The 5,880-nt window shown below is 47.3% G+C and carries 3 protein-coding genes; all 3 read left to right on the top strand.

Annotated elements, in window-relative coordinates:
• Nucleotides 1-190 precede the first annotated feature (190 nt).
• Nucleotides 191-2,500, top strand: a complete 2,310-nt coding sequence (locus FQK12_RS00455; protein ID WP_014226452.1) for a TerB N-terminal domain-containing protein — start codon at nucleotides 191-193, stop codon at nucleotides 2,498-2,500.
• Nucleotides 2,501-2,503: 3 nt separating this feature from the next.
• Complete coding sequence (locus FQK12_RS00450) at nucleotides 2,504-3,820, top strand: ATP-binding protein (RefSeq protein ID WP_014226451.1); 1,317 nt, start codon at nucleotides 2,504-2,506, stop codon at nucleotides 3,818-3,820.
• Nucleotides 3,817-5,880 (top strand): DEAD/DEAH box helicase (locus FQK12_RS00445; RefSeq protein WP_146295637.1); only part of this gene is annotated, 2,064 nt, incomplete at its 3' end. The genes FQK12_RS00450 and FQK12_RS00445, both read left to right, overlap by 4 nt.

Genomic DNA, 5,880 nt, shown 5'->3' with positions numbered 1-5,880 from the left:
CTTAAAAATTCACTTCTGGTGAAGTAAATTATTCAATGATTTTTGTCATTTAAATCAATTAGTTAATTTTAATTGCGATTTGCTTTTAACCATAGCGATTTAGACGTATTATTTTGAGATTAATCCACTTGCCATGCATTCCCTACCACATTTCAAATGTGAATGGAGGATGATTTTAAGGTTATATATCATGGAGTTATTGAAGTTTCTGGCGGCGATTTTAGTAATTTACTTGTTGTTTTTTAGAAAGAAAAAACGTAAATCTCCAAAGTCTTATGCTTCAAGCCCCGTGAAAGCACCGCCAAAAGAATGGCTCGCTGACATCAAGAAAAAAGAGGCGGTTGTGCGAAACGATGATAGTGAAGACGATAACCTTGCAACTTTTACATTGAGCGGTGGCCGGGGTGTTGAACTTCGGGTGGCAACCAATCATTACCGGAACACCTCAAAGTCAGCAGGCGCACTAGCTCGATGGATACTTCCGGGTGAGATGATAACTGTAGCTGGTGTAGCAATTAGCGGTGGCCACATTTACTTGGGGCAACGTATGAAGCCCTCCGGTCTGGAATCAGGCGGCTATTATGACGATGGAAATGAGGCATCATTAATTGATGACACATGTAAGATAAAACCTACTTCTTATCTTTACGAGGACAGTTCATTAGGATACTGGCCCAGTTTTTCCTCTCTTTCCCCAGAAGCACGCGGTGCGTATGTCAGTTGGCTCGCCAGCGATAGGTCTGATCCATCGTGTCCTATCGGCTATGTTTTTATCTACCTCTACGGCCTGGAAAGAAAAGCGCTCATAGATTCCACTGACCCAAAATTCCCTGATGCTGAGTTCCGTAATCTGTTCAATGAAGTAGCTCGGTTAAGATCCGTATTCATTGAGAACCGCTCATTCCGTGGATATTCGGCCCAGTTACTCGAAGCCATGTCTATTCTGCGCCCGAACATGGGCTTAGCCACTGAGCTCGATAGCAATTCAGGTTTCAGCAACAGCATGCAATTTAAGCTGGCTCTGGCAAAAACTGTACATGAAGGAGTTCCTGTATCAGCTGAACTGGCGTTGAACTGGGTAATAAACCACACCGAGTATTCGCTGCGTACCCCGGCTCGCCGCTGTGCTAAAGAGTTTGCTGCGCTTTTCAAACGGCGTTACACCCTCAAATATGGTGAAGGGATGGTCGTTAAGGCGAATAAAACGCGCCTAAGGTTAGATTACACACCAGCAAGTCCTAGTTTGCGAGGTGTTCGACTCCCTGTTCCCGACCTGCCTGATCCAAGTGCGTTGAAGAGCCCTGTCCAGAAAATTATGGCTCTTGCCGACATATGTACGGATGAACTTGATGCTTATAGTCGCTACCTAGGTAGGAAAGGTACGTCAGTCAATGATACGGCTGCAATTATGTTGCTCCCTTCAGAGATCGTTAATGAAAGCGCAGAAAAAATATTAAGCTCATTCAAACGCTGGGCTGATGAGGCGATCCTCGTCAAGGAGGGGTTAGTCTCAGTTGCTGATTTTTGGGCACATATGAATGCCAGTTGCCCCAATAAAATCAATAAAAAAGAGGCCGATTTGATGCAGGCCTTTGCTCTGAAGATGGGTTACGGTCTGGCACCTGACCCGTATTATCACCATGTGAAGGCGGATGTTGATGGGACACTTGTTCTATTCCCTGCCGCCGAAGGTGGGCGCTTCTCACCTTCTTCTGAATTTATCTCAGCAGTAATGACGCTCAGATTAGGGGCGATGGTCGCCTTGATTGACGATTCTCTTGATCAAGCTGAACAGAAAGTGCTTGAGAATGCCATCAACAACAATACTGGCTTCACCGATGATGAAAAATGCTCTCTACATGCGTATTTAACGTGGCAACTTCATACCCCAGCCAATATGACAGGAATGAAAAGCAGGATTGAGTTGATGGGGGCCGCGGAAAAAGCTGCTGTGGGTAAAGTTATCGTTAGTGTTGCCTGTTCGGATAGGACAATAGCGCCTGCCGAAATCAAACAGCTTGAGAAGATTTATTCAATTTTGGGGCTGGATCCCTCATCTGTCTCGAGCAATATCCATCAGCATTCCGCAACTGAACATGATCTCGTCTCGTCTGTACCAACTGATCAGCCAGCAGTAGGGTTCACACTGGATGCTAATGTACTTGCCCGCCACGAATCTGCCACGGATGATGTTCGTAAATTGCTGAACACAATTTTCACCGAAGAAGAACCGGAAGAGCCAGAAAGCGCTCCAGCCTCATTAACGGAGGCGGGGGGGCTAGACTCCGCACATAGCCAGCTTTATCGCAGTTTGCTGGAGAAAGAACAGTGGTCCCGGAAAGAGGCGACAGAATTGTGCGGAAATTTGAATTTGATGCTCGGCGGTGCGCTTGAGGTGATTAATGACTGGTCCTATGCGGTGGTTGATGCTCCGGTACTGGACGATGCCGATGATGATATCTGGGTTGACCTGGAAATTGCCAAAGAATTAGAGGGATAGTGAATGTCTGTAACACGTATAAGAGTGAAAGAACGCGACGCTATTATTCAGTCACTTAAGTCAGGTGTAACGCCAAGGATAGGCATTCAGCATATCCAGGTTGGCCGCGTGAATGAGATCACCGCTCTCCACCAGGATATTGAGAGGATTGCTGACGGTGGTGCAAGCTTCAGACTTATCATCGGTGAATATGGTTCTGGTAAAACGTTCTTTCTGAGTGTTGTGCGCTCTATTGCGCTAGAGAAGAAGCTGGTGTCAATCAGTGCAGACCTTTCTCCTGACAGACGCATTCACTCATCGGGAGGTCAGGCTCGTAATCTCTATTCTGAGCTTATGAAAAACATGTCCACCAGAAACAAGCCGGATGGTAATGCGTTACTTAGCGTTGTTGAAAGATTCGTTACGGAGGCAAGGAAGGAAGCTGACAAGGACGGCTCCGAGGTTTCATCAGTTATTCATAAACGCCTGGCAGCACTATCAGATATGGTCGGCGGATATGACTTTGCGAAGGTCATTGATTCATTCTGGCGCGGGCATGAGCAGGATAACGAAACACTAAAATCCAATGCTATTCGCTGGTTGCGGGGAGAGTACACCACTAAAACTGATGCCCGTAACGATCTCGACGTTCGGACTATTATCTCAGACGCTTCATTCTATGACTCTTTAAAGCTGATGAGCCTTTTTGTCCGCCAGGCAGGCTATGCCGGTCTTTTGGTCAGCCTCGACGAAATGGTGAACCTCTTTAAACTGAATAATACGCAAGCAAGAACAGCGAACTACGAACAGATTTTGCGGATCCTGAATGACTGCCTGCAAGGCTCAGCCGAGAATATTGGTTTTATCCTCGGGGGGACGCCAGAGTTCCTTTTCGATCCGCGCAAAGGTCTTTACAGCTATGAGGCGCTCCAATCACGTCTGGCGGAAAATCGGTTCGCGCAAAAAGCAGGAGTGATTGACTACTCGTCTCCCACTTTGCATCTTGCCAGCCTCACCCCTGAGGAACTGTATATTTTACTGAGAAATCTTCGTCATGTTTATGCAGGCGGAGATCCAGAGAATTATCTGGTTCCAGATGAGGCACTGACTGGATTTCTGCATCACTGTAGTAAAACCATTGGAGACGCTTACTTCCGTACCCCCCGTAATACCATAAAAGGTTTCCTGGACATGCTGGCTGTGCTGGAACAAAACAGAACGATGAACTGGCAAACACTAATCGAGGGTGTGGCGATTGAAGAGGACAGGCCCAGCGAAATGGATGACGCCATTATAGAGGAAAGCGATGACGATGACGGACTGGCGAACTTCAAATTATGAGCAGTGCCTATGATAGTCTCGATCCCCGCGTCCGTAAGTGGATTTACAAGCAGGGGTGGTCAACATTAAGGCCCTTGCAGGAGAGTTCTATCCCGGCAATTTTAGCCCGTGATCGAGACGTGCTAATCAGTGCAGGCACAGCAGCGGGTAAAACAGAGGCTTTCTTTCTTCCTGCCTGTTCGGCAGTTGCAGATCTCACTAATGGATTTGGCATCGTCTATATCAGTCCGTTGAAGGCATTGATTAACGATCAGTACCGTCGTCTTGAGAGCCTTGGAGATGCATTGGAAATGCCAGTGACTCCTTGGCACGGGGATGTACCACAAAGCAAAAAGAAGAAGGCTCGGACAAACCCTGCTGGCATTTTACTGATTACACCTGAGTCACTTGAGTCTTTGCTCATAAATTCAATGGGCTGGCTCAAACAGGCGTTTTCGTCAGTCGCATACATCGTTATTGATGAGTTTCATGCTTTCATTGGCTCAGAGCGTGGTGTACAGCTGCTTTCTCTGCTCAATAGAATTGACCATGTGCTAGGACGCCAGATAAATCCAATTCCCCGCGTTGCGTTGAGTGCCACGCTGGGGGAACTGGAGAAAGTGCCCGAACTTTTGCGCCCGGACAAACGACTACCCTGCGTAACTGTTACAGATAGTAAGAGCGAGGCCACTCTTCAGGTACAGGTCAAAGGTTATCTGGAGCGAGTGCTCCAAAAAGAAGAAGAACTTCAGAGTTCAGCTGAACATGACGTTTGCGCTGACATTTTTAGACTTTGCCGTGGCGATTCTCATTTGGTCTTTGCAAACAGTCGAAAGCGGACTGAAAGCATTGCTGCCACGCTGAGCGACATGTGTGAGGAACATATTGTTCCCAATGAATTCTTTCCCCACCATGGTTCCCTTGCCAAGGAATTGCGGGAAGCGCTTGAAACTCGTCTTCAGAAAGGAAATTTGCCCACAACAGCTGTTTGTACAATGACGCTTGAGTTGGGAATTGATATCGGTAAGGTTAAGTCGGTTATCCAAGTTACGCCTCCGCATACTGTTTCCAGTCTGCGTCAGCGTATGGGACGTTCTGGGCGGCGCGACTGCCCATCAGTTCTAAGAATGCTAATTACAGAAAATGAACTCACTGTGACTAGCAGTATCGTTGACCACCTACGGCTGCATTTGGTCCAGTCGATGGCAATGATCAGATTGATGATCTCTAAACAATGGTTTGAGCCTGCCGATTCCCAGCAGATGCATTACTCCACGCTGCTACACCAGATTCTTGCAATTACCGCGCAATGGGGCGGAGTTCGTGCCGATCAACTCTGGTCACAGCTATGTCAAACAGGCCCGTTCCGTAATGTGGATATAGGCGATTTCAAAAGCCTGCTTAAACATATGGGGGCATGTGGCCTGCTCACTCAACTCGCTAGTGGAGAAATGGTTGTTGGGGCAGAGGGGGAGAAACTGACTAACCATTACACGTTTTATGCCGTGTTCAACACACCAGAAGAGTTCCGCATTGTCACCGGAAACAGAACCCTTGGAACAGTGCCTGTGGACTCCCCACTGCTACCAGATCAACACATCATCTTCGGTGGGCGGCGCTGGAGAGTGACAGAGATCGAGACAGAGAAAAAAGTTATCTATGTAGAGGCGACCAAAGGCGGTCAGCCACCACAATTTAGTGGAGGGGGAATGTCTGTTCATGATGCCGTTCGTCAGGAAATGCTCGCTATCTATAGGGAAGGTGATTACCGCATAGCAATAGGTAGCGAGAGAGTAGATTATGCCGATTCTGCCGCCAGAAGCCTATTTGCGGAAGGCAGTCGTAACTTCCAGAGTTATAACCTGCAAAATGAGTATTTTCTTACGAGCGGCCAATACTGTTACATACTCCCATGGATGGGAGATAAGGTTGTCAATACGATTACAGCCTTGCTCATACGTTGTGGCTTTAAAGCTAATTCATTGGCTGGAGTTATAGAAATTGACGGCTCAAGTATCACTTCTGTTCAACAGGCCCTTAAAGGCCTGCTGTTGTCAGACTTGCCCTCAGCGTTTGATCTT

Source organism: Klebsiella sp. ME-303 (assembly GCF_007910085.1).
GTDB classification, from domain to species: Bacteria; Pseudomonadota; Gammaproteobacteria; order Enterobacterales; family Enterobacteriaceae; genus Klebsiella; species Klebsiella michiganensis.
The sequence above is the reverse complement of the archived record's forward strand: the minus strand, read 5'-3'. Positions and strand labels throughout refer to the sequence as shown.